The 21,187-nt window shown below is 58.2% G+C and carries 21 protein-coding genes, 4 tRNA genes and 1 riboswitch; of the genes, 9 read left to right on the forward strand and 16 right to left on the reverse strand.

The window, feature by feature from the left end; all coding sequences use genetic code 11:
* Complete coding sequence (flgB, locus tag A7J50_RS22430) at positions 1–408, reverse strand: flagellar basal body rod protein FlgB (protein ID WP_003214246.1); 408 nt, start codon at positions 406–408, stop codon at positions 1–3.
* Positions 409–740: 332 nt separating this feature from the next.
* On the opposite strand from flgB, the gene A7J50_RS22435 reads away from it, so the two are divergent.
* The gene (locus A7J50_RS22435) at positions 741–1,514 is read left to right on the forward strand and encodes a hypothetical protein (RefSeq protein WP_064453776.1); all 774 of its coding nucleotides are present in this window, start codon (positions 741–743) and stop codon (positions 1,512–1,514) included.
* Positions 1,515–1,605: 91 nt separating this feature from the next.
* Here A7J50_RS22435 and cheR read toward each other — a convergent pair whose 3' ends face one another.
* Complete coding sequence (gene cheR / locus A7J50_RS22440) at positions 1,606–2,433, reverse strand: protein-glutamate O-methyltransferase CheR (RefSeq protein WP_064453777.1); 828 nt, start codon at positions 2,431–2,433, stop codon at positions 1,606–1,608.
* A 44-nt stretch (positions 2,434–2,477) separates the two neighbouring features.
* Positions 2,478–3,410 carry a chemotaxis protein CheV gene (locus A7J50_RS22445; RefSeq protein ID WP_064453778.1) on the reverse strand — a complete coding sequence of 311 codons (933 nt, stop codon included), beginning with the start codon at positions 3,408–3,410 and terminating at the stop codon, positions 2,478–2,480.
* Positions 3,411–3,501: 91 nt separating this feature from the next.
* Here A7J50_RS22445 and flgA point away from each other — a divergent pair, with 91 nt between their 5' ends.
* The 4 genes from flgA to A7J50_RS22465 all read left to right on the forward strand — a co-directional run bounded on the left by flgA (position 3,502) and on the right by A7J50_RS22465 (position 6,097).
* A complete protein-coding gene (gene flgA / locus A7J50_RS22450) occupies positions 3,502–4,266 on the forward strand; it encodes a flagellar basal body P-ring formation chaperone FlgA (RefSeq protein ID WP_064453779.1) in 765 nt (254 codons plus the stop codon).
* Between the two features lie 142 nt (positions 4,267–4,408).
* A complete protein-coding gene (gene flgM / locus A7J50_RS22455; RefSeq protein WP_064453780.1) occupies positions 4,409–4,732 on the forward strand; it encodes a flagellar biosynthesis anti-sigma factor FlgM in 324 nt (107 codons plus the stop codon).
* 48 nt (positions 4,733–4,780) lie between these two features.
* A complete protein-coding gene (locus A7J50_RS22460) occupies positions 4,781–5,251 on the forward strand; it encodes a flagella synthesis protein FlgN (protein ID WP_064453781.1) in 471 nt (156 codons plus the stop codon).
* A gap of 96 nt (positions 5,252–5,347) precedes the next feature.
* The gene (locus A7J50_RS22465) at positions 5,348–6,097 is read left to right on the forward strand and encodes a flagellar brake protein (protein WP_064453782.1); all 750 of its coding nucleotides are present in this window, start codon (positions 5,348–5,350) and stop codon (positions 6,095–6,097) included.
* 60 nt (positions 6,098–6,157) lie between these two features.
* On the opposite strand, the gene A7J50_RS22470 is transcribed toward A7J50_RS22465, so the two are convergent.
* Together A7J50_RS22470 and A7J50_RS22475 are read right to left on the reverse strand one after the other, a co-directional pair.
* The gene (locus A7J50_RS22470; RefSeq protein WP_064453783.1) at positions 6,158–7,543 is read right to left on the reverse strand and encodes an MFS transporter; all 1,386 of its coding nucleotides are present in this window, start codon (positions 7,541–7,543) and stop codon (positions 6,158–6,160) included.
* A gap of 295 nt (positions 7,544–7,838) precedes the next feature.
* Positions 7,839–7,915: transfer RNA gene (locus A7J50_RS22475), tRNA-Arg, on the reverse strand.
* A 327-nt stretch (positions 7,916–8,242) separates the two neighbouring features.
* Here A7J50_RS22475 and A7J50_RS22480 point away from each other — a divergent pair.
* The 3 genes from A7J50_RS22480 (at position 8,243) to A7J50_RS22490 (ending at position 9,381) form a co-directional block, all read left to right on the forward strand.
* The gene (locus A7J50_RS22480) at positions 8,243–8,470 is read left to right on the forward strand and encodes a hypothetical protein (RefSeq protein ID WP_064453784.1); all 228 of its coding nucleotides are present in this window, start codon (positions 8,243–8,245) and stop codon (positions 8,468–8,470) included.
* Positions 8,471–8,481: 11 nt separating this feature from the next.
* Complete coding sequence (locus A7J50_RS22485; RefSeq protein WP_064453785.1) at positions 8,482–8,661, forward strand: PA3371 family protein; 180 nt, start codon at positions 8,482–8,484, stop codon at positions 8,659–8,661.
* Between the two features lie 393 nt (positions 8,662–9,054).
* Positions 9,055–9,381, forward strand: coding sequence for an Arc family DNA-binding protein (locus tag A7J50_RS22490; protein WP_003193592.1), 327 nt, complete (start codon positions 9,055–9,057; stop codon positions 9,379–9,381).
* A gap of 116 nt (positions 9,382–9,497) precedes the next feature.
* Here the strand turns inward: A7J50_RS22490 and mgtE are convergent, their stop codons facing one another.
* The 8 genes from mgtE to ltaE form a co-directional block, all read right to left on the reverse strand.
* Positions 9,498–10,940, reverse strand: coding sequence for a magnesium transporter (mgtE, locus tag A7J50_RS22495; RefSeq protein ID WP_064453786.1), 1,443 nt, complete (start codon positions 10,938–10,940; stop codon positions 9,498–9,500).
* A 348-nt stretch (positions 10,941–11,288) separates the two neighbouring features.
* Positions 11,289–11,365, reverse strand: a tRNA-Arg gene (locus A7J50_RS22500).
* Between the two features lie 72 nt (positions 11,366–11,437).
* Positions 11,438–11,514: transfer RNA gene (locus A7J50_RS22505), tRNA-Arg, on the reverse strand.
* Between the two features lie 108 nt (positions 11,515–11,622).
* Positions 11,623–11,713, reverse strand: a tRNA-Ser gene (locus A7J50_RS22510).
* Between the two features lie 62 nt (positions 11,714–11,775).
* Positions 11,776–11,964: a carbon storage regulator CsrA gene (gene csrA / locus A7J50_RS22515; protein ID WP_003175645.1), complete on the reverse strand. Its 189-nt coding sequence runs from the start codon at positions 11,962–11,964 to the stop codon at positions 11,776–11,778.
* 174 nt (positions 11,965–12,138) lie between these two features.
* Positions 12,139–13,380, reverse strand: coding sequence for an aspartate kinase (locus tag A7J50_RS22520; RefSeq protein WP_064453787.1), 1,242 nt, complete (start codon positions 13,378–13,380; stop codon positions 12,139–12,141).
* A 97-nt stretch (positions 13,381–13,477) separates the two neighbouring features.
* The gene (alaS, locus tag A7J50_RS22525; protein ID WP_064453788.1) at positions 13,478–16,096 is read right to left on the reverse strand and encodes an alanine--tRNA ligase; all 2,619 of its coding nucleotides are present in this window, start codon (positions 16,094–16,096) and stop codon (positions 13,478–13,480) included.
* 146 nt (positions 16,097–16,242) lie between these two features.
* Positions 16,243–17,247, reverse strand: coding sequence for a low-specificity L-threonine aldolase (gene ltaE, locus A7J50_RS22530; RefSeq protein ID WP_064453789.1), 1,005 nt, complete (start codon positions 17,245–17,247; stop codon positions 16,243–16,245).
* A gap of 190 nt (positions 17,248–17,437) precedes the next feature.
* Positions 17,438–17,607: riboswitch (FMN riboswitch) on the forward strand.
* A 113-nt stretch (positions 17,608–17,720) separates the two neighbouring features.
* Here ltaE and A7J50_RS22535 point away from each other — a divergent pair.
* Positions 17,721–18,230 (forward strand): 6,7-dimethyl-8-ribityllumazine synthase, encoded by a 510-nt coding sequence (locus tag A7J50_RS22535; protein WP_064453790.1) that lies wholly within the window; start codon positions 17,721–17,723, stop codon positions 18,228–18,230.
* Positions 18,231–18,393: 163 nt separating this feature from the next.
* Here A7J50_RS22535 and astE read toward each other — a convergent pair whose 3' ends face one another.
* Genes astE through astB form a run of 3 tightly spaced genes read right to left on the reverse strand, consistent with a single transcriptional unit; the run spans position 18,394 to position 21,086 of the window.
* Entirely contained in the window at positions 18,394–19,398 is a 1,005-nt protein-coding gene (gene astE / locus A7J50_RS22540; RefSeq protein WP_064453791.1) for a succinylglutamate desuccinylase, read from the reverse strand.
* 11 nt (positions 19,399–19,409) lie between these two features.
* Complete coding sequence (locus A7J50_RS22545) at positions 19,410–19,700, reverse strand: hypothetical protein (protein ID WP_003214319.1); 291 nt, start codon at positions 19,698–19,700, stop codon at positions 19,410–19,412.
* 39 nt (positions 19,701–19,739) lie between these two features.
* Entirely contained in the window at positions 19,740–21,086 is a 1,347-nt protein-coding gene (astB, locus tag A7J50_RS22550) for an N-succinylarginine dihydrolase (protein WP_064453792.1), read from the reverse strand.
* Between the last annotated feature and the right edge of the window lie 101 nt (positions 21,087–21,187).

A 21,187-nucleotide genomic window follows, 5' to 3' on the forward strand; every position in this document is an offset into this window, starting at 1 on the left:
TTACTCTCCACGCAGGGCTGACATCAGCCCTTTGAATTTGCTGTTGAGCAGGGTGAAGCTGGCCTGGAAGTTCACCGAGTTCTCGGCGTAGGCCGATTGCTCAAGTTGGGCATCGACGGTGTTCTGATCGATCGACGGTTGCATCGGCGTGCGATACAGCAGCGACTCGTCACCATTGCCCAGGCCTTGCGCTTCAATATGACGGCTGTTGGTCATGTTCAAGGCAAAGGTGCCGTTCTTGGTCTTGTCCTGCTGTGCAGCGAGCACAGCGGAGAAGTCCAGGTCCCGAGCCTTGTAGTTCGGGGTATCGGCGTTGGCAATGTTGTTGGCCAGGACTTCAGCACGCTGGGCGCGGAAGCCCAGGGCTTGTTCGTGGATACCGAGCGCTTTATCGAAGCTGATGCTCATGGCGGAAACCTTTAGGCTGACCTGCTTTTCGTATCTGGGTTATAGCAAGGCGCATGCCAATTCGTTCAAAGCCCGTAATTCAAGGGTTTGCGAGGAGAGCGCCTGCGGCATTGCCAGAAAAGCGGCAACGAACTTCCGCGTGGCGCCAGGAAAGCGGCAACCGTGTTTGCCGCTTTTACGCAGTGGCGGCAAACGAGCATAAACACGGTGAGCCCGTTACCGGAGGTTCTTACCGTCCGTCTGCACTGTCATTTCTAACAGTTGTGAAGCACTGCTTCTTCGAAGCCTTATTGGAGCGGAAATCACCTCACTCAAGGCAGAGGCTCACAACGATGAACGTACCGCCGCTCGGTTTCACACTGCAAGATTCCGCACAGCCGATTCCAAACCTGAATACCAACCTGCTGGTTGGCAACTGCGCAGAAGTCAGCTGCAATTTCCCCCTGCTGCCCATGGACTTTGTAAATATAAACATGATCAGCAGCATCCTGGGCGGCGACCATAACCAAAGCTTTTCAATTGGCCAAGCCTCACCCTCTCTCACTACCCTGATACCCCGAGACCGTGTTGAAGCCAATGAGGGCAACAGCGTGCGACTACGGCTGACCATCAGGCGTAACGGGGTCTCCACACCTGCAAATGACGCGACCGTGACCATCAACCGTCGCCCGGTTGTCACGCCGACGCCAGATACAGTCTGGGATTTCAACGACGGCACGCTCCAGGGTTGGGTGCCTCAAGGGAGCTACGTGGGATTACTACGTGTTATCAATAATGAAGTGGTCGCAAACTTGCCCAACAGTGTGCCGGGGGCCTCCCACATCATTACCCGCTCAGTACCGGTGATCGCAGGGCGCACCTATAATTGCAGCTTCAACGCCCGAACAGACTTGCCCGCTGCCGACGGCTCACGCTTGTATATGACGATGAATGGCAAATCGATCGGCCGCGCGGCACCGCTCCTGCCAGGCTTCACGCTATTAGAAAGCGGGACGTTCATCGCGCCGATTACAGGCAGCGTGCATCTGGGTATTTTCAACGAAGCGGTACCCAGGGGTATTCATCAATTGGCCTTGGACACTATCAGTATCACGCTCATGCCCTGAGTACGGCCAACGAAGTAGCACCGATACGTTGCGCCAATAAAAAACGGGAGGCCTTTTTCGGGCCTCCCGTTTTTTATTGCTTAGACGCCAATCACTTGGCCTGGTAAATGATGCCGGGACTGCACTGCACCATCTGGTAATGATCCGGCAGGCCGTTCAACGCCTCCGACGCACCGAGGAACAGGTAACCGCCGCGCTTGAGCGTGCCGTGAATACGCAGCAGGATGTCCTTCTTCACTTCGGCCGAAAAGTAGATCAGCACGTTGCGGCAAAACACCATGTCGAACTTGCCCAGGCTGGCGTAGCTGTCGAGCAGGTTGAACGAACGAAACTCCACCCGGCTCTTGATCGGCGCCTTCACCGCCCAACGCCCGGCCCCTTTCGGGTCGAAGTGACGTTGCAGGCGCTCCGGGGACAAACCACGGCCCAGGGCCAGGCTGTCGTACTCGCCAGTCTTGCAATTGGTGAGCATGGTGCCGGACAAATCCGTGGCCACAATTTGCGCACCGGCCTTTAATTGCCCCATGTTGGTCCGCTCGAACTCGTCGATGGACATCGAAATCGAATACGGTTCCTGCCCCGAAGAGCAGGCGGCCGACCAGATACGCAGTCGCTGGCCCGGGCTGGCCTTGATGGCCTCCGGCAGCACCTTGTTCTTGAGCACTTCGAAGGGGTAGGTGTCGCGAAACCACAAGGTTTCGTTGGTGGTCATGGCATCGACCACCATTTCCTTGAGCCCACTGCGCGGCTGACCCTGAATGCGCTGAACCAACTCACCCAGGGACTTGATGCCCTGCTGCTCCATCAGTTTGTTGAGACGGCTGGATACCAGATATTGCTTGTTTTCACCAAGCAATATGCCACAGGCTTTTTCCAGGAAGACCCGGAACTGTTCGAAATCTAAATTACCCGTAGACAAGGATACCGCCTCTTTAATCGTGTGACCGCCAGGAGGAACTCCCCCTAGCCGTGATCTGCTGCCTTGATCCGGTCGACTACCCGGGATGCCAGGTCATCAGGGCGGAATTTGGCCAAAAAGTCATCAGCACCGACCTTCTTGACCATCGCCTGATTGAATACACCCGACAATGAAGTATGCAGGATGATATGCAATTTTTGCATGCGTGGATCGTTACGTATCTCGGCCGTCAGGGTGTAACCGTCCATTTCCGGCATCTCGATGTCGGAAATCATCATCAGGAATTCTTCTTCCGGCTTCTTGCCCTCATCCACCAGCTTGCGCAGGTAATCCAGGGCTTGGCGACCATCGTTGAGCGCCACGACTTCCACACCGACGGTTTGCAGGCAGCGACTCACCTGTTTGCGCGCTACCGAGGAATCATCCACCGTGAGTACACGCAGGGAAATCGCCTTGTGCGCGGTCTCGGCGTCCACTACACCCACCGAGATCGATTCCGAGGTAGGGGCCACTTCGGCGAGGATCTTCTCCACGTCGATGATTTCCACCAACTGGTTATCGACCCGCGTCACCGCCGTGAGGTAGTGATCGCGCCCGGTGCCCTTGGGTGGCGGATGGATCTCCTCCCAGTTCATGTTGACGATGCGCTCCACCGAGCGCACCAGGAAACCCTGGGTCTTGGTGTTGTACTCAGTGATGATCACGAACGGATTCTGGCGATCCTGCAGACCGGCGGAACTTGTGGCCAAGGCCAGGTCAAGAATGGGTATGGTCGCGCCACGAATGTTGGCCACGCCGCACACCACGGGGCTGGATTTGGGCATTATGGTGAGCTTGGGGCACTGCAGCACTTCCCGCACTTTAAACACATTAATGCCGTACAGCTGCTTGCCATCAAGGCGAAAAAGCAACAACTCCAGGCGATTCTGCCCTACCAGCTGTGTGCGCTGGTTTACTGAATCCATTACTCCTGCCATGCCATGACTCCTACGCTAAAACCTGGGGCGATACCTACAGGGCAGCGCGTACCCAACACTAAACGGCACGAGCTTTGCTATTTATTGATTTATGAATCTTAAAACGCCAGTTTCCCGACGCCTTCGCCTCCCACGGTACCGCAGATTGCTCTGCGTCTCGATGGCACTGCTCGCCCTGGGCTCGGGCATCACGGCACGTGCAGATAACGTCACATTGCCTGATCTCCTTATCGGCGTCACTCAAGGCTTTCTTGAGTTCACTGTAGAAGATTATCTGACGACCACCCAGACACCTGGGCGTTATGAAATCCAGGTCAACCCGTTAGACCCGCGCCTGCGCATGCCAATGTGCGACAAGGAATTGACGGCCTCGCTGGAAAGCCCCGCCCAGCCCATCCGCCGCGTGACGGTAAAGGTGCGCTGCGAGGGCGCATCGCCCTGGACCGTGTTCGTGCCGGCGCAGGTCAAACTGTTTCGCGATGTAGTGGTGGTCACGCGCCCGCTCAAGCGCACGGGCATCATCGGTTTTGAAGACGTCGCCCTGCGCGAGCGGGATATTAGCCTGATCAATCAGGGCTACCTCACCTCGCTGGATCAGGCCGTCGGGCAGAAACTTACCCGACCAATGGTCACCGACCAGGTCATCACACTGGTTCATCTGGAACAGGCTGAAGTGATTCGCAAGGGCGATCAGGTGGTGATTTCTGCCAGCAGTGGCGGGCTGACCGTCAAAATGCCGGGCGAGGCGCTGTCCAACGGCGGCATGAGCGAACAGATTAGAGTCAAGAACCTCAACTCCAACCGGGTGATAAAGGCGCAAGTGACCGCGCCTGGCCAAGTTGAGGTCGCGTTATAGATCACTGGTGTCAAACGCCAGCTTTTCCTACACTGTGCGTTGGATGTCGGCCTGTACAGGTTTATTGTCAAACGAACCTAAAGTTTGTCCGGGTATGGCCGAAAACATGGCAAGCGTCCAAATACCCAGAGGTTTTTTTATCATGGTCATTGATTTCAGTCGTTTAAATAACACCCCGGCTTTGCCCGGCAATACGCGCACCAGCGGTGCCAAGGACAGCGTAGAAGCCAAAGCCCAGCCTGCGCCCGTCAAGGCAGAACAGGCCGGCGCCAGCCAGAGTGGGGAATCGGTACACCTGAGCAATGAGGCTCAACAGTTGCAGAAGGTCACTGACTCGCTGCGCGATCAACCCGTTGTCAATAAAGCCCGCGTGGCCGAATTGAAGCAGGCCGTCGCCGATGGCAGCTATAAAGTCGACAGCAACCGTGTAGCCAGCAAGCTGCTTAACTTCGAAGCCGAGCGCTAGGCAAAGGCCTGCGCAGGGCTTTTGGACGCTTAAAACCCAAGGCCAGCCATGCACCACGACGAACATTTGCTTCAACTGATCATTGATGATCTGGCGCCGACGCAACATTTGCTCGAGCTGCTCAAAGAAGAATCCCTGGCCCTGTATGGTCGGGATATGCGCTTGCTGGAAGAAATTCTGGCGCGCAAGCAGTCGCTGATTGTGCTGCTGGAGCAGCATGGCAAGAAGCGCAGCGAAATTCTGATCAGCCTCGGCCTGCCGGCTGATCACGACGGCCTCTCACAGCTCGCCAGCCATTCTTCGGTCGGCGATCAGTTGCTGGCGCAGAGCACCGCACTCAATCAATTACTCGCCCAGTGCCAGGAAGCCAACCTGCTCAATGGCCAGTCGATCCAGCTTCAGCAAGCTACGACCGCCAACCAGCTGCGTATACTTCACGGCGGAGAGCCTCCGGCGCTGTACAACGCCCAAGGTTCCACCTCGCGGCTGGTCAAGCCAAGCACCCGCAGCCAAGCCTGACGCCGGTTTACAGCGCGCCCTATCCAAGGCGCGCAACATACTGGCAAAATGCCGGTTCTTGCGTGTAGTCGTACTTTGTCTGGAGATGGAAGAACCGTGTTCAACGCCCTTAACGCGGAAGATGCTCCGCAGCCACCCAAGGTGCTCACCACGCCTCTGGAAATCGCCAGCACGTTGCGGATGCTGCAAGAAAGTCATGATCCGCTGATCATCACCTTCCACGAACGCAGCCAGCGCTTCCAAAGCTACCTGGTGGACGTTGACCGGGACAGCAAGACGCTGGCCCTGGACGAAATGATTCCCCGCGACGGTGAACGCTATCTCGAGAATGGTGAACCCTTTCGTATCGAAGGCTTCCATGACGGTGTGCGGGTCGCTTGGGAAAGCAACGGCACGCTGACCATCAGCGAAAAAGACGGTCATCGCATCTACACCGGCAGCATGCCTGCCGAGGTGGTCTACCATCAGCGCCGCAATGCCTTCCGCGCCGCGTTGAAGCTGGCGCAATTGGTCAGCATCGAGCTGGGCGGCGAAAAGCTCAAGGCCCCCATCAGCGGCAAGCTGCTGGATATATCCGCCACTGGCTGCAAGTTGCGCTTTGAAGGTGATATTTCCGAGCGCCTGCAACTGGGCCAGGTCTACGACCGTTTTATCGCCGCCCTGCCCTTCGGCAGCATGACCACTTCCGTCGAGCTGCGTTACCTGCACTTCGAAGACAAGATCAACACCACCTTCGCCGGTGTGCGTTTCCACAACATGAGCGGCCTGGTGCAGCGCCAGGTGGAACGTTTTGTGTACCAGCTGCAGCGCGAAGCGCGGCGGTTCGACAAGGATGACGATCTTTAAGCCTTAACGACCGCGGTAAAAAAACGGGCAGATCCTGATGGGATCTGCCCGTTTTTGCTATCAGGGGCGCGCCCTGCTCAAATCGTGGGGGTGGTCGTCCGGGCCCAGAGGCTCCGGTGGCCCTTCGAAAGCCGGCTCATCCACTGGCGGTTGCGGATCAGTTTCAGGCTCCGGGTCCGGGACGGCGTTCTGCATCTGCTCTTGCACCACCGCCTCGTCCACGCGTGGGTCCAGGCACGCGACCAGCGGCGAGCTGGACATGCTGTCGGGCATCGCCACGTGATGCAGTGGCGCATCGTCCACTTGATGCAGGTTGGTCACCGCTTTTGGCCGGATACGCCACACCAGAATCAACGCACACAGGCTGAAAAACGCATACAGCATGTGACTGCCAAACAGCTTCATGACCACACCGGCCAAGAGCGGCCCGATACTCGCACCGACCCCGTAAGTCACCAGCAACATGGCCGTCAGCGACACTCGGCGATCACCCTCCACATGGTCGTTGGAAAATGCTACCGCCAGCGGGTATAGGCAGAATTGCACCAGCGAACACAAGAACCCTGCCACGAACAGCACTTCCAAAGGCACGTGGGTCATCACGGCCAACGGCAACGCCGCCACCGCCAGGCACAAAGCAAAGCAGCGAATCAACAAAGCCCGGTCATAGCGGTCCGACAACCAGCCCAACGGCCATTGCACCAGCAGCCCGGCGAAAATACAGCTACCCATAAACAGACCGACCTGCTCGGTGGTCAGCCCCTGCTGAGAGGCATAGAGCGGCGCCAAACCGTAGAACGAACCCACGATCAAACCCGCGCCCAACACCGTACTGAGCGACTGCGGCACCCGCTTGATAAAGAAGCGCGGCTCCATCGGGGCAGGATGCAGAGGCGCCGGGTGAATCCGCCGAGTCATGGCCACCGGCACCAGGCACAACGCAAAGCACAGAGCGACCAGCATCAGCAATTCGAGACCGAGCTCGGGGTGCATCACCAGGATCAACTGACCCAACACCAACCCGAGGTAGGACGCGATCATATAGCCGCTGAACACCACGCCCCGCTGCTTGGCATCCGCCTGCTCATTGAGCCAGCTTTCGATGACCATGTACTGGCACATCATGCCCAGACCCACGATCATCCGCAGCACGATCCAGGCTGGCAGCCAGTTGATCAGGCCATGTCCCAACACCGCCGCGCCGACAATCCCGGCGCAGGTGGCATATGCACGGATGTGCCCGACCCGGGCGATCAGGCGATGCCCGATCTTGCCACCCAGCACCAGGCCAAAGTAGTTGGCGGCCATGAGCGCACCCACCCACAGGCTGTCGACATGGTCGGCCGCCAGGCGCAAGGCAAGGTAAGTACTGAGCAGGCCGGACCCGATCAACATCATCAAGGAGGCGAAATAAAGGGCTCGAAAAGATTTCCAGATTTGGCGCATCGGCGTTCCGAGCGGCTCCTTGCAGTGAGGGACAGGGCTATCGGCATGATAGTCCGGTGTGACCAGGCCCGGACAGGCGATGTAGGCTGTTTTCCGGGAATATTTTACTTAATAGCTCAGACGCTGCCTGGCCGGTTGCAAGGTACAAAGGTTGCGATAAATACCCACGCACCTGCTGTGAACGCTGATCACCGGCAAGGTTCGACCGGTGTTCGTCAAGCACGCACAAAAAAGCCCCGCCAGAGCAATCTGTGCGGGGCTTTATGTGCGAGGCTTTTTATACGGGCCACGAATCTGGTGTCCCAGGGCCGGTTCGAACGGCCAACCTTCCCCTTAGGAGGGGGATGCTCTATCCAATTGAGCTACTGGGACAAATGACAGCCATCCGGCCTACGGCGCAGCGACGGACGGCGTGCATGTTAACGGCCGAGGTGGGTTTTGTCATGTCGTCCGTAGGCTTTTTGAGTGTAGGCCGATCCTTGTTCGCAGAATGCCTGCTTCGCCCTGTAATCGCGGGCACCCGGGCACCATCGTGCAAAATGCACTCCCCCAAAATGCCATCATTGCAAATTGCAACCTGTCGACCCTTTGAAGTAGACTCAAGCCATTGATTTTATTGAAATAATACATTGGCACGAGACCTGCAATACTTCTCCTACAAGACCCATTCAGCCACGGCGTTAAGCGGAGAACATGACCATGAACAGTGCCCTTCTGTTAGCCCTCAACACCATAGCCCTGGCTGCACTGGTGATGTTCCATTTTCAGTCGACTGGCAGCAACGATCCAGCCCAGATCAGCCAGGCAGTGCCGCACCATCTGCAACAGCGCCCGCAACTGGCGGTGATGACGCCCGACGCGCAATCGCCGGTACGCCTGACCCAAGGCACCCAGGCCGCGCCCGCATCTGAACATTGGGTATTCTGAGGAAACCGCTCGTGACCAAATCCGCCTGGCTATTTTTATGCCTGACCATTGCCGCCGGCATCCTGGGCCTGGGTACCCGTTCGCAAGATGGACAAACGACCGCTTATGTTGCCGCTGGCGTGTTTGCTAGCCTGCTCCTGCTGACGCTCATCGTGGGCCGCAGAATCAAATTCGACCCGGTTTTACGCTGACCCCGCCTGCGCCCCACCTCTCCCGACCTTATGTCGCCCCGTCCTAGTAAATTAGCAAATTGCCACTAGTCTTAAAGGTAAGGGCAAAATGCCACTTTGCGATAGGATGTGCGGCCTCAACCCCTGAGCAGACTTGGACTTACGGGAAGTTCCGTTGAAGAATCGCTCGTCGAAAAGTTTTCCAACCAGTCCGCAAAAATGCAAATGAGTGCTGGCATTACGCCTTTAGGCAGTTCAATATTTGTCACAGAATTGACGCCAAGGAACTGTCAAATCTGAGGCATGATGCGATCTCTTTGCAATTCGGGTTGAACTTTGGTCGTGAGCCTTGTCATAACACTCATCTTGCGGCCAATTCCAAAAACCGCTCCCCTGAACTAACCGGTTAAATATATGCGCCCATTGAAACAGGCAATTTATTCCAGCCGTACGGCTGACAAGTTCGTCGTACGTCTGCCAGACGGAATGCGGGAACGCATTGCCGAGGTGGCTCGCAATCATCACCGCAGCATGAACTCCGAAATCATCGCGCGCCTGGAACAGAGCCTTATTCAGGAAGGTGCGTTGGGCGAAGAGTTGAGCATGCGCCTGGACAGCCCAGAGCTGTCACTGCACGAACGCGAACTGCTGCAGCGTTTTCGTCAGCTCTCCCACCGCCAGCAAAATGCTCTCGTCTCGCTTATCGCGCACGACGTTGAGGCGGCCGCAGAAGCCAATTAATCTGCAGTTGAAAGCCGAAGCCAGCCATGTGCTGGCTTTTTTTTGCCTGCGATTTGGGAAAGGAACGTCAGGAAGAGCAAGCAAAGCGGGAGCAGATCTGCTCCCGCTGGAATGGATCAGAGCAGGAAGATGGTCGCCAACCCCAGGAAGATGAAAAACCCACCACTGTCGGTCATGGCCGTAATCATCACACTCGCACCCATGGCCGGGTCGCGCCCGAGGCGGGCCAGCGTCATGGGGATCAGCACCCCCATCAGCGCAGCCAGCAGCAGGTTGAGGGTCATGGCGGCCGTCATCACGACGCCCAGCGACCAACTGCCATACAGCAAGTAGGCCACCACGCCGATCACGCCGCCCCACACCAAGCCGTTAATCAGCCCCACTACCAACTCTTTGCGCAGCAAGCGCGAGGAATTGGCCGTACTCACCTGGTCCAGTGCCATCGCGCGCACGATCATGGTGATGGTCTGATTACCGGAGTTGCCGCCAATACCGGCCACAATCGGCATCAGCGCCGCCAGGGCCACCAGCTTCTCGATAGAGCCTTCAAACAGCCCGATCACGCGCGAGGCGATGAAGGCCGTGATCAGGTTGATCGCCAGCCAGGCCCAACGGTTATGCAGGGAACGCCAGACCGATGCAAAAATATCTTCCTCTTCACGCAAACCCGCCATGTTGAGGACTTCGGTTTCACTCTCTTCACGAATCAGGTCGACCATTTCATCGATGGTCAAACGGCCTATCAGCTTACCGTTTTTGTCGACCACAGGGGCCGAGATCAAGTCATAGCGCTCAAACGCCTGCGCGGCCTCGTAGGCGTCTTCATCCGGGTGAAAACTCACCGTATCGCTGGCCATCAAATCCGCAACTTTCTTCTCGGGATCATTCACCAGCAGGCGCTTGATCGGCAGCACCCCCTTGAGAATGCCTTCGTAGTCGACCACAAATAATTTGTCAGTATGGCCGGGCAGCTCTTTGAGGCGGCGCAGATAACGCAGTACCACTTCCAGACTGACGTCTTCGCGGATGGTGACCATCTCGAAGTCCATCAGCGCACCGACCTGGTCCTCGTCATAGGACAGCGCAGAGCGCACGCGCTCACGCTGCTGACTGTCGAGGGCCTCCATCAGCTCATGGACGACATCACGAGGCAGCTCAGGGGCCAGGTCAGCCAGTTCGTCGGCGTCCATCTCCCGGGCGGCGGCCAGGAGCTCATGATCGTCCATGTCGGCGATCAGGGTTTCACGGACCGAGTCGGATACTTCGAGGAGGATGTCGCCGTCACGGTCAGCCTTGACCAACTGCCAGAGGGTCAGTCGATCACCCAGTGGCAACGCTTCAAGGATATAGGCGACGTCGGCAGAGTGCAGGTCATCGAGCTTGCGTTGCAGCTCGACGAGGTTTTGCCGGTGAACCAGGTTTTCAACGCGGTCGTGGTGCGGACCTTCCTGGCGGTGCGTGAGGTCTTCGACCACGCGCTGACGCTGCAGCAGCTCGATGACTTGAGCCAGGCGATCCTGCAGGCTGTCTTGTGTTTTCTTTACTTCTACTTCGGTCATAGGCGAACTCCACTCCCAGCAGCGGGGCACGCCGGAAGGATCAATCAGTCAATTCATGATTGGTAAAGCGGGGTACTGAGTAACTACTGGGTAAGTCCATGGAGGTATTCCACAAGCCCCGGCGGGGCTGACGGGCGCAATGATACACGCTGCGTGCGCCTTAACGCTAAAAAACTGGAAAGAACAAGCGCTTGCGAGCCAAAACTGAACATCGGCCGCACTTATGAACTGCGACGACACAGCGCGAAGGGAAAACACATGGGACGCAAGAAAAGATGAAGCCCAGGATCAATCCTACACAAACCCCAGACGGCAAAAAGCCCGCACTAGGCGGGCTTTTTGTTTGTATGGTGCACTCGACAGGATTCGAACCTGTGACCGCTCGGTTCGTAGCCGAGTACTCTATCCAGCTGAGCTACGAGTGCAGATTGTGTTTTTAGACCAGATCACAACTGGTTGAAGCCGAATCACCTGCATTACTGCAACTGACTCTTAAATGGTGCACTCGACAGGATTCGAACCTGTGACCGCTCGGTTCGTAGCCGAGTACTCTATCCAGCTGAGCTACGAGTGCATTTGTTGCCGCGCATTATAGGCCGTTCAATCTCTATGTAAAGCTATTTTTTCGAGTAATTTCAACAACTTACCGAAAAAACCAGATTGCAACGTACTAAGCAAATAATGGCGGAGAACGGGGGATTCGAACCCCCGACACCCTTTTGAGGTGTACTCCCTTAGCAGGGGAGCGCCTTCGGCCACTCGGCCAGCTCTCCGCAACACGGGGCGTATATTAACCACGTTCATCCCCGTTTGCAAACATAAAAAACGATAAAAATTAAAGGCTTGGTTCTTCGTCCTTCTCTTTCTTGATCCGCAGGTAGATTTCCTCGCGGTGGACAGCTACCTCTTTCGGAGCGTTAACCCCGATACGTACTTGATTGCCTTTGACGCCGAGCACGGTCACGGTGATTTCGCCATCACCGATAATCAGGCTTTCTGCGCACCGACGAGTCAGAATCAGCATACCTTTCTCCTCACGCATTTCAGTTCAGGAACAACAGTCTGCAAAAAAAAGGCGTTCGACCTACAGCCTGATGGCCATAGCCCTAACGGCCTAAGTATCGTCGAGCGCACGCAAAAGACCATGCGCCCCACAAAAAATGAAAGGCGCGGTAAACCGCGCCTTCCTGGCATCGCATCACTCGCCCGGTCGGGCCGGAGCGTCCAGCTCAAAAGCGGTATGCAGCGCGCGCACAGCCAGCTCCAGGTACTTCTCTTCGATCACCACCGAGACTTTGATTTCCGACGTGGAGATCATCTGGATGTTGATGCTTTCCTTGGCCAGGGCACCGAACATACGGCTGGCAACACCGGCATGGGAACGCATGCCCACACCCACGATCGACACCTTGGCAATCTTGATATCCCCGATCACTTCACGGGCGCCAATCTGGCTCGCAGTGTGCTCCAGGATCTTGTGAGCCGCATCGTACTCGTTGCGGTGCACGGTGAAGGTGAAATCGGTGGTGTTATCGTGCGAAACGTTCTGCACGATCATGTCGACTTCAACATTCGCGTCGCTGATAGGCCCGAGAATCTTGAAGGCCACGCCCGGGGTGTCTGGCACGCCACGGATCGTCAGCTTGGCTTCATCGCGATTGAAAGCGATGCCGGAAATGATCGGCTGTTCCATGGATTCCTCTTCATCAATAGTAATGAGGGTGCCCGGACCCTCTTTGAAGCTGTGCAATACGCGCAGCGGAACGTTGTACTTGCCGGCGAATTCCACCGCGCGGATCTGCAACACCTTGGAACCGAGGCTGGCCATTTCCAGCATCTCTTCAAAGGTGATCTTGTCCAGACGCTGGGCCACGGACACCACACGCGGGTCGGTGGTGTACACGCCGTCCACATCGGTATAGATCTGGCACTCATCAGCCTTGAGGGCTGCTGCCAGCGCCACGCCGGTAGTGTCCGAACCGCCACGACCGAGGGTGGTGATGTTGCCCTGCTCATCCACACCCTGGAAGCCAGCTACAACTACCACGCGCCCGGCTTTCAGATCTGTACGGATTTTCTGATCGTCAATCTGCAGGATGCGCGCCTTGGTATGCGCGCTGTCGGTGAGGATGCGTACCTGGCTGCCAGTGTAGGACACCGCCGGCACACCACGCTTGTTCAGCGCCATGGCCAGCAACGCGATGGTCACCTGCTCACCGGTGGACACGATCACATCCAACTCACGCGGCAGTGGCTGTTGATCACCACTGATTGCCTTGGCCAGTTCGATCAGGCGATTGGTCTCGCCGCTCATGGCCGACAGCACCACCACCAGGTCGTCGCCGGCATCGCGGAATTTCTTAACCTTGTCGGCGACCTGCTCGATTCTTTCGACAGAGCCGACCGAGGTGCCTCCAAATTTCTGTACGATCAAAGCCATTTCTAAGCCGCCTCAGCCCGTAAAGGGGCGCCCAATAAACAAATCGTCCAGCACCTAAGCAAGCCCATGACTAGACCATGGGCTCGTTAACAGTGCCTTAAATGCCAGCCTCGACAAACGGCACGGTCAGGGCCAGGGCCGCGTCCAGGGCACCGGCGTCTACACCACCGCCTTGCGCCATGTCCGGACGACCACCGCCCTTCCCGCCCACTGCCGCGGCGGCTTGCTTCATCAAATCACCGGCCTTGAGTTGGCCAGTCAGGTCCTTGGTTACACCGGCAACCAGAACGACCTTTTCCTCATGGACACCGCCGAGCAGGATCACTGCGCGGCCGAGCTTGTTCTTCAACTGATCGACCAAGGCCAACAGCGCCTTGCCATCCTGACCGTCCAGGCGCACCGCCAAAACTTTCACACCCTTGACGTCCAGGGCAGAAGCCGACAAATCGTCGCCCGCCGCACTGGCCGCCTTGGCCTGCAACTGCTCCAGCTGTTTCTCCAGCGCACGGTTGCGCTCCAGAACGGCCGACAGCTTGTCGATCAGGTTGTCGCGGCTGCCCTTGACCAGGCCGGCCGCTTCCTTGAGTTGTTCTTCAGCCGCATTGAGGTAGGCCAGGGCCGCAGCGCCGGTCACCGCTTCAATACGACGTACACCGGACGCCACACCGCCTTCGCTGATGATTTTCAGCAGACCGATGTCGCCGGTGCGGTTGGCGTGGATACCGCCACACAGCTCTACGGAGAAGCTGCCGCCCATGCTCAGTACGCGTACTTCGTCGCCGTACTTCTCACCAAACAGCGCCATGGCGCCTTTTTTCTTGGCGGTCTCGATATCGGTTTCTTCGGTTTCCACCGGCGTGTTTTTGCGAATTTCAGCGTTGACGATGTCTTCCAGCGCCTTGATCTGCTCAGGCTTGATCGCTTCAAAGTGGCTGAAGTCAAAACGCAGGCGCTGGCTATCGACCAACGAACCCTTCTGCTGCACATGCTCACCCAGCACCTGACGCAATGCGGCGTGCAGCAAGTGAGTGGCCGAATGGTTCAAAGCGGTTGCATGCCGTACGTCGGCATCGACCTGAGTATCGACCGGCGCACCGACCGTCAGGTTGCCCAGTACCAGCACACCGTGATGCAGGAATGCACCACCGGTCTTGGTGGTATCGCGCACTTCAAAACGGCCCGACGTCGAGCTCAGGAAACCACAATCACCCACCTGGCCACCGGACTCGGCGTAGAACGGCGTCTGGTCGAGGACCACCACCGCTTCCTCGCCTTCATTCAACACGTCGACCGATTTACCGTCTTTATAGAGAGCAACGATCTTGGCCGAACCAACGGTCGCCTGGTAGCCGACGAACTCGGTAGGTACATCAACCTTGACCAAGGTGTTGTAGTCCAGGCCAAAGGAGCTGGCGGAACGGGCGCGTACACGCTGGGCCTCCATCTCACGCTCAAAACCGGCCTCATCGACGGTCAGCTCGCGCTCACGGGCGATGTCGGCAGTCAGGTCCATCGGGAAACCATAGGTGTCATACAGCTTGAACACCACGTCGCCCGGCACCACGGTGCCTTTGAGCTCGGCCAGGTCCTGCTCCAGAATCTTCAAGCCATGTTCCAGGGTCTTGGAGAACTGCTCTTCTTCAGCCTTGAGCACACGCTCGATGTTGGCCTGCTGCTGCTTGAGTTCCGGGAAGGCATCGCCCATCTCGGCCACCAGCGCAGCAACGATTTTGTAGAAGAAGCTACCCGTGGCGCCCAGCTTGTTACCGTGGCGGCAGGCGCGACGGATGATACGGCGCAGCACATAGCCGCGACCTTCGTTCGACGGCAGTACACCGTCAGCGATCAGGAAGCTGCAGGAACGGATATGGTCCGACACCACCTTGAGCGAAGACTGGTTGTCGTTGGCGCAGCCAATGGCCGCCGCCGAAGCGCTCAACAGGTTGGTGAACAGATCGATTTCGTAGTTGGAATGAACGTGCTGCATCACCGCACTGATCCGCTCCAGGCCCATGCCGGTGTCGACCGACGGCGCCGGCAGCGGATGCAACACGCCATCGGCGGTGCGGTTGAACTGCATGAACACGTTGTTCCAGATTTCAATGTAACGGTCGCCATCTTCTTCCGGCGAGCCGGGTGGGCCGCCCCAGATGTCGGCGCCGTGATCGTAGAAAATTTCGGTGCAGGGGCCGCACGGGCCGGTATCGCCCATGGTCCAGAAGTTGTCGGAAGCGTAGGGCGCGCCCTTGTTATCGCCGATGCGGATCATGCGCTCGACCGGTACGCCGACTTCTTTGGTCCAGATGTCATACGCTTCGTCGTCCGTCGCGTAGACGGTGACCCACAGTTTTTCCTTCGGCAGCTTCAACACGCCGGTCAGGAAGGTCCAGGCAAACGTAATCGCATCTTTCTTGAAATAGTCGCCGAAGCTGAAGTTACCCAGCATCTCGAAAAAAGTGTGGTGGCGAGCGGTGTAGCCGACGTTTTCCAGGTCACTGTTCTTGCCGCCGGCGCGTACGCACTTCTGGCTGCTGGTCGCGCGGGTATAAGCGCGCTTTTCCTGGCCCAGGAAGCAGTCCTTGAACTGGTTCATCCCCGCGTTAGTGAACAGCAGGGTTGGGTCGTTGCCTGGGATCAAGGAGCTGGAGGCTACACGGGTGTGACCTTGCTCTTCGAAGAAGCGAAGGAAGGCTTCACGGATTTCTGCGCTTTTCATTAGGTTCTTCCACGGAGTCTGCGGCCAAAGGCCAGTGCGCAACATCATCAGACGGAGCGACGGCAAAGGGCCGCATTATATCGGCCCTTTGCCAGTGGTACAGCGTGTTTATGTGATAGAAACAGTCAATTAGACGGTCTGCACTGTCATTTCCGGGAAAACTCGACAAATGTCTGCACGACCTGCTCGATCTGCGCCCGGCTGACATCCATATGAGTGACCATGCGCAGGCGCGGCGCGGCGCTCAACTTGATCCCGCGCTCAGCAGCAAACGCCTTAAACGCCTGTGCCTGGTCGCCGATCTGCACATACACCATGTTGGTCTGAACCGGCTCCACCGCGTAACCGGCCTTGCGCAACGCCTCCCCCAGCCATTGGGCATTGGCGTGGTCGTCGGCCAGGCGCCGCACCTGATGATCCAGCGCATACAGCCCCGCTGCCGCCAGGGAACCGGCCTGACGCATACCGCCGCCGACCATCTTGCGCAAGCGACGCGCCCTGGCGATCAAGGCCGTGGAACCGCACAACACCGAACCCACCGGCGCGCCAAGGCCTTTGGACAAGCACACCGACACGGAATCGAAATGCTGGGCAATCTCCCGCGCCGGCACCCCAAGCTTGACCGCCGCGTTATAAATACGCGCGCCATCCAGATGCAGCGCAAGGCCATGTTCATGCGTGAACGCTCGCGCCTTCGCCAGGTACTCCAGCGGCAGCACTTTGCCCTGCATGGTGTTTTCCAGGGCCAGCAGACGGGTGCGGGCGAAGTGAAAATCATCGGGCTTGATTGCCGCCAGCACGTGGTCCAGGTCAAGGGAGCCGTCCGCCTGCACCTCCAGCGGCTGCGGCTGGATCGAACCGAGGACGGCCGCGCCGCCGCCTTCATATTTGTAGGTATGGGCTTGTTGCCCGACGATGTATTCCTCGCCGCGCTCACAGTGGGCCATCAACGCCAGCAAGTTGCTCATGGTGCCGGTGGGCACAAACAACGCTGCCTCGAAGCCCAGGCGCTTGGCCAACTCGGCCTCCAAATGGTTGACGCTGGGGTCTTCGCCGTAGACATCGTCGCCACTGACGGCACTGGCCATCGCGTCGAGCATGCCGGGGGTGGGTTGGGTCACGGTGTCGCTACGCAGGTCGATCACAGACATGAAACAAGCCTCTAACGGGTATGTAAGTTCCTTTTATGGATGATTACTGCGGGTAAAGCCACGGAATATCAAGCCCCCGTTAGCGTCAATCGAATACCAACCAAACAAATCGATATAGGTTATCGATAAGGCGATCGTGCAGTTTTTGAAAAACCATGTTAAAAACTCTCCGCCGCCAGGGTTCTGGCGGCAACGTTCTCAGGGCGGGGTGTAATTCCCCACCGGCGGTAATTGCACGCAACGTGCATAGCCCGCGAGCGCTTGGCGCCTTGAACTGCTCACGCAGGACGGCGGCAAGGTCAGCAGACCCGGTGTGATCCCGGGGCCGACGGTCATAGTCCGGATGAAGAGAGAACGGGATTGGCACCTAAGGGCCGCGCGCCGGGTTCATGCTTGCATGACGTGGCTGTTCGTACCCTTAAATCCCATTCGATTCATAACGCCCTGTTTTTTTCTTAAACAGGAGTCAGAACATGCAACCCACCGCAATCGACAGCAAAAGCAAAAACCACCACGGCGAGCGCGTCGCGTTTATCCAGGCCTGCTGGCACAAGGATATTGTCGACCAATCGCGTAAAGGTTTCCTCGCCGAAATGATCGCCCAGGGCTACCAGGAATCGGACATCGATTTCTTCGAAGTCGGCGGCGCCTTTGAAATGCCCCTGCACGCCAAGCTGCTGGCCAAGACCGGCCGTTACGCCGGTATCGTTGCCGCCGCACTGGTGGTGGACGGCGGGATCTACCGCCACGAATTCGTGGCCCAGTCGGTAGTCAGCGGCCTGATGCAGGTGCAGCTGGAAACCGAAGTGCCGGTGTTCTCGGTGTCCCTGACCCCGCACCATTTCCACGCTGGCAGCGAACACCACACGTTCTTCTACGAGCACTTCGTGCACAAGGGCCAGGAAGCTGCGCGCACCTGCGCCGACACCCTGCACAAGGTCCGTGCGATCCGTCGCAGTGAGCCACGCGCCTTAGCCGTTTAAGCTACACCGCAAAACCAATGTGGGAGCGGGCTTGTGTGGGAGTCGAGCTTGCCCACGATGCAGTCACCTCGGTGTGTCAGCCACACCGCGGTGATGCTATCGCAGGCAAGCCAGCCCCCACACAAGCCAGCTCCCACATGTAGATCCGGTTAAGCCTTAAGCTCTATGCCAACCCGGCATCCGTGGTCGGCACAATCAATATCCCCGCGCGCAAACCATTCTTCACCTTCGGGTTCGGGAAGATGATGCGAGCACCCTCCTCCTCGATCACCCAACGGGTCTTGGCCACGTCTTCGGCCAGCAGATACCCCTTCGCCAACGGCGAGAAGTTTTCCACATCCGCCGGCAAGTGCAGCAGGAACGCATCGCTGTGTTTGATGACTTCACGGGACACGGCAAACAGCTGCAAGCCATCCAGGCTCACGGTCTCGGGCTCGGTGCCCTCGATGATCTGCTTGAGCCGGGTTTCCAGGCGGGACACATCCACACCCTGGTTCTGCCCGAACGGCCGCGCCTTGCCCAGTTCCAGCGTGAAGGCTTCGGCCTCCAGCTGCTCGTAGGTAAACGCCGTGAAGGTGATGGACGTCTTGTTCTGCAGCAGCACTGCTTGCATGCCGGCAGCGCACAGACGGGCCAGTTCGTGGCGCGAATGCTGACGCCCGTCTTTCCACGGGTACAGCGCAAACTGCTCGATCTTCGAGCCGCGAATGGCGGTGTGCAGGTCGTAATGCAGGCGCGAACGGCCGGGCAGGCTGAAAAAGCTGCGGGCCAGTTGCTCAAGCTCGGCGGCGCGCATGGCCTCCGGGCCGATGTTTTGTTCATGACGGCCGTTGAACAGCCGGTTGACGTCCAGTTCCAGGTAACGCTCGCCGCGCCGCATGGCCTCGGGGTTGCCGAACAGGAACAGAATACGGGTGCGGGGCTTGATCTCGCCACGGGCGATGCCATGCAACAGGCGGTCGAGCAGTTCGATCGGCGCCGTTTCGTTGCCATGGATGCCGGATGACAGCAGCACGTCGCTGCCATTGTCCAGGGCCTGCGGCGGGCGCACTTCAAGTGCGCCCTCGCTGAGCCAGCGCATCTGCACGCCGTCGACAGTCAGTTGAATTTTTTGCGCCGGTTCACGACCGGCGAGGGTCAGTTCAAGCAATTTGCCGAGGGCGAGCATAAGCAGCTTCCTTAGTGGTTGCAGCCTGGGCCGTGGACGTGATCGTCGTCGTCACCTTCGACGTCGGCCGGTTCCATTTCCAGTTGCAGGCTCATCAGGTTGGTGGCCAACGGGCGCATCAACAGGTTGGCGTACTCGGCGTCGCCTTCTTCCACATCCACACCGATCAGCAGCTGGCCACGGCCGTCGTGCTGAATCCAGATTTCCTTACCCTGCCAGACCACGGCGACGCGGGTGCAGGAGGTTTCCAGCTGGGTGCCATCGGTGTCTTCAAGGATCAGTTTCAGGGTGTCGGTGGTCATAAAATAGTTCTCAGCCCTAGGGTGTAAAAAGAGGTGGCGTTAATTGATCTGGAAAGGATAAACCGAGCCCAGTTTAAGGATTTGCGTCAGTTCATCCAGTGCCGTCCGGCACTCAAGCAGCAACTGCGGGTCAGCCAGGTCGGTTTCACGCAGGCTGTCGCGGTAGTGCTTGTCGACCCATTGGGTCAGTGTTTCGTACAACGGCGCGGTCATGATAACGCCTGGGTTCACCGCCGCCAGTTCAGTTTCGTTCAACGCCACACGCAGCCGCAGGCACGCCGGGCCACCGCCGTTCTGCATGCTTTGCTTGAGGTCGAAGACTTTCACTTCGCGGATCAGCCCACCGGATGCGGTCAGGCCTTGCAGGTACTGCCAGACGCGCTCGTTGGCGCGGCACTCTTCCGGCACGATCAGCAGCATCGAACCGTCGGCGCGGGTCAGCAACTGGCTGTTGAACAGGTAGGAACGCACCGCGTCTTCGACACTGACTTGAGCGCGAGGCACGCACACCGACTGGAAGTTGCCGCCCAGCTTGCCCAACTTGCCTTGCAGCTCGCCCAGCATCTGTTCGGTATTGAGGAAGGCATCCTCGTGATAGAACAGCACCTCGCCGTTGCCCACGGCGATCACATCGTTATGGAACACGCCGGCATCGATCACCGCCGGGTTCTGCTGGGCGTAGACCACGCCGTCATCCTTCAAGCCGTGCAGGCGTGCGACGGCCTGGGAGGCTTCGAGTGTCTGGCGCGCCGGGTATTTCTGCGGGGCCGGGTAACGGGTGTCGAACGCACTGCGGCCGAACACGAAGAACTCGACACCGGCCTCGCCATAGTCACGGCAGAAGCGCGTATGGTTGGCCGCGCCTTCGTCGCCGAACTGCGCCACCGCCGGCAACGCGGCGTGGTGGGCAAAGTGCTTCTGGTCGGCAAACATCGCCCCCAGCACGCGGCTGGTGGTCGGGTGTTCGATGCTGCGGTGGTATTTGCAGTTGAGGTTGGCGGCGGTGAAATGCACGCGGCCATCCGCTGTATCGGCACTCGGGCTGACAGTGGCGGCGTTGGCCACCCACATGCTCGACGCCGAGCAACTGGCAACCAGCAGCGGCATGGCGTGCCTGGCTGCTTGCTGGATTACCTGGGCGTCGGTACCGCTGAAACCAAGGTTACGCAAGGCAGCCACGTCAGGTCGTTCCTGCGGCGCCAGCACCCCTTGCACAAAGCCCATGTCCATCAGGGCTTTCATTTTTTGCAGACCCTGCAACGCCGCTTCCTTCGGGTTCGAAGACTGCTGGCTGTTGCTCTGGGACGCGACGTTGCCGTAGGACAAACCGCCGTAGTTATGGGTCGGCCCCACTAGACCGTCAAAATTGACTTCATAGGATTTCATCGGCGAGGCTCCACGAACATCTGTTTTTATAGGCATCTGGTGCAGATCTATAGCTGTAAACCCATTCAACTGTGGGAGCTGGCTTGCCTGCGATCCAGGCT

Source organism: Pseudomonas antarctica, assembly GCF_001647715.1.
In the GTDB taxonomy this organism is placed as follows: domain Bacteria; phylum Pseudomonadota; class Gammaproteobacteria; order Pseudomonadales; family Pseudomonadaceae; genus Aquipseudomonas; species Aquipseudomonas antarctica_A.

What these genes read in the sequence shown, in the direction of transcription:
- flgB (WP_003214246.1), bottom strand. Translation starts at nt 408, where the DNA reads ATGAGCATCAGCTTCGATAAAGCGCTCGGTATCCACGAACAAGCCCTG.
- A7J50_RS22435 (WP_064453776.1), top strand. Translation starts at nt 741, where the DNA reads ATGAACGTACCGCCGCTCGGTTTCACACTGCAAGATTCCGCACAGCCG.
- A7J50_RS22445 (WP_064453778.1), bottom strand. Translation starts at nt 3,410, where the DNA reads ATGGCAGGAGTAATGGATTCAGTAAACCAGCGCACACAGCTGGTAGGG.
- flgA (WP_064453779.1), top strand. Translation starts at nt 3,502, where the DNA reads ATGAATCTTAAAACGCCAGTTTCCCGACGCCTTCGCCTCCCACGGTAC.
- flgM (WP_064453780.1), top strand. Translation starts at nt 4,409, where the DNA reads ATGGTCATTGATTTCAGTCGTTTAAATAACACCCCGGCTTTGCCCGGC.
- A7J50_RS22460 (WP_064453781.1), top strand. Translation starts at nt 4,781, where the DNA reads ATGCACCACGACGAACATTTGCTTCAACTGATCATTGATGATCTGGCG.
- A7J50_RS22470 (WP_064453783.1), bottom strand. Translation starts at nt 7,543, where the DNA reads ATGCGCCAAATCTGGAAATCTTTTCGAGCCCTTTATTTCGCCTCCTTG.
- A7J50_RS22480 (WP_064453784.1), top strand. Translation starts at nt 8,243, where the DNA reads ATGAACAGTGCCCTTCTGTTAGCCCTCAACACCATAGCCCTGGCTGCA.
- A7J50_RS22490 (WP_003193592.1), top strand. Translation starts at nt 9,055, where the DNA reads ATGCGCCCATTGAAACAGGCAATTTATTCCAGCCGTACGGCTGACAAG.
- mgtE (WP_064453786.1), bottom strand. Translation starts at nt 10,940, where the DNA reads ATGACCGAAGTAGAAGTAAAGAAAACACAAGACAGCCTGCAGGATCGC.
- csrA (WP_003175645.1), bottom strand. Translation starts at nt 11,964, where the DNA reads ATGCTGATTCTGACTCGTCGGTGCGCAGAAAGCCTGATTATCGGTGAT.
- A7J50_RS22520 (WP_064453787.1), bottom strand. Translation starts at nt 13,380, where the DNA reads ATGGCTTTGATCGTACAGAAATTTGGAGGCACCTCGGTCGGCTCTGTC.
- alaS (WP_064453788.1), bottom strand. Translation starts at nt 16,096, where the DNA reads ATGAAAAGCGCAGAAATCCGTGAAGCCTTCCTTCGCTTCTTCGAAGAG.
- ltaE (WP_064453789.1), bottom strand. Translation starts at nt 17,247, where the DNA reads ATGTCTGTGATCGACCTGCGTAGCGACACCGTGACCCAACCCACCCCC.
- A7J50_RS22535 (WP_064453790.1), top strand. Translation starts at nt 17,721, where the DNA reads ATGCAACCCACCGCAATCGACAGCAAAAGCAAAAACCACCACGGCGAG.
- astE (WP_064453791.1), bottom strand. Translation starts at nt 19,398, where the DNA reads ATGCTCGCCCTCGGCAAATTGCTTGAACTGACCCTCGCCGGTCGTGAA.
- A7J50_RS22545 (WP_003214319.1), bottom strand. Translation starts at nt 19,700, where the DNA reads ATGACCACCGACACCCTGAAACTGATCCTTGAAGACACCGATGGCACC.
- astB (WP_064453792.1), bottom strand. Translation starts at nt 21,086, where the DNA reads ATGAAATCCTATGAAGTCAATTTTGACGGTCTAGTGGGGCCGACCCAT.